2 protein-coding genes are annotated in these 1,005 nt (G+C 48.0%); both read left to right on the top strand.

Translation table 11 applies throughout. The features are described from left to right. The coding region (locus AC5RDS_RS02575) for an aminotransferase class I/II-fold pyridoxal phosphate-dependent enzyme (protein WP_494222196.1) at window positions 1-450 on the top strand (450 nt) is incomplete at its 5' end. 51 nt (window positions 451-501) lie between these two features. After that, window positions 502-1,005 (top strand): Type 1 glutamine amidotransferase-like domain-containing protein (locus AC5RDS_RS02580; RefSeq protein ID WP_494222197.1); only part of this gene is annotated, 504 nt, incomplete at its 3' end.

Consider the following 1,005-nt stretch of genomic DNA (forward strand, 5'->3'; position numbering starts at 1 on the left):
CTGGGCTATACCATTGCCCCGCCGGAAATCACTGACCGCATTAAAAAAGTGCATGACTTTTTGACGGTCGGCGCCGCTGCGCCCTTGCAGGAGGCCGTTATTCCCGGCCTGCGCTTCGGCCAGGAATACTATAACGACCTGCTTGCCACTTATACCCGCAAGCGGGACCTGTTTGTGGAAGGTCTGGATGCCATCGGCCTGCAGCACACGGTTCCCCAGGGCGCTTATTACATCCTGATGGATATTTCCGAGTTTGGCTTTGACAGCGACCTGGAATTCTGCGAAGTGCTGGCCCGCGATGTCGGCGTGGGCGCTGTTCCGGGGTCCAGCTTTTTCCGGGAGCCGGTCAACCATCTGATCCGCTTCCACTTTGCCAAGCGGGACGAAACCCTGTGTGCCGCCCTGAACCGCCTGGAAACCATCCGCAAAAAAATCCCGGCCAGAAAGTGACGACCTTGCGTGGGCAGTTTGGCAAATCGGAATTTATAAAGGAGAATATTGATGAAACTGTTTTTATGTTCTCATTTTTCAAGTGTAGGAAGTCTGATAAAGGAAGAAATTGAAAATAAAAAAGTCGCATTTATTCCAACAGCTTCGCTGCGTGAAGGCTACACCGGTTATGTCGGCTCGGCTCGAAAATTATTCAAAAAGTTGGGAGCAATCGTAACTGAAATTGATATTTCAACGGAGGCTTATTCAACGATACAGTCTGTTTTTGAAGATGCGGATGTGATATATTTTACCGGCGGAAATTCTTTTTTCCTTATAGACCAGCTCCGTAAAACGGGAACGGATGAGCTGTTGAAGAAAGAATTGGCAAAGGGAAAACTGATGATTGGTGAATCGGCAGGTGCGATTATATGCGCTCCAAGCATCCAATATATCGAGCAAATGGATGAAAAGCCGGAGGACTACTCACAAGAAGATGATGCAGGGCTTGATTTGATTGATTTCTATGTTCTTCCGCATTATCTTACAGCACCATTTAAGAAAGTTACCGAGAAA

The sequence above is a fragment of the Odoribacter sp. genome (assembly GCF_985060555.1).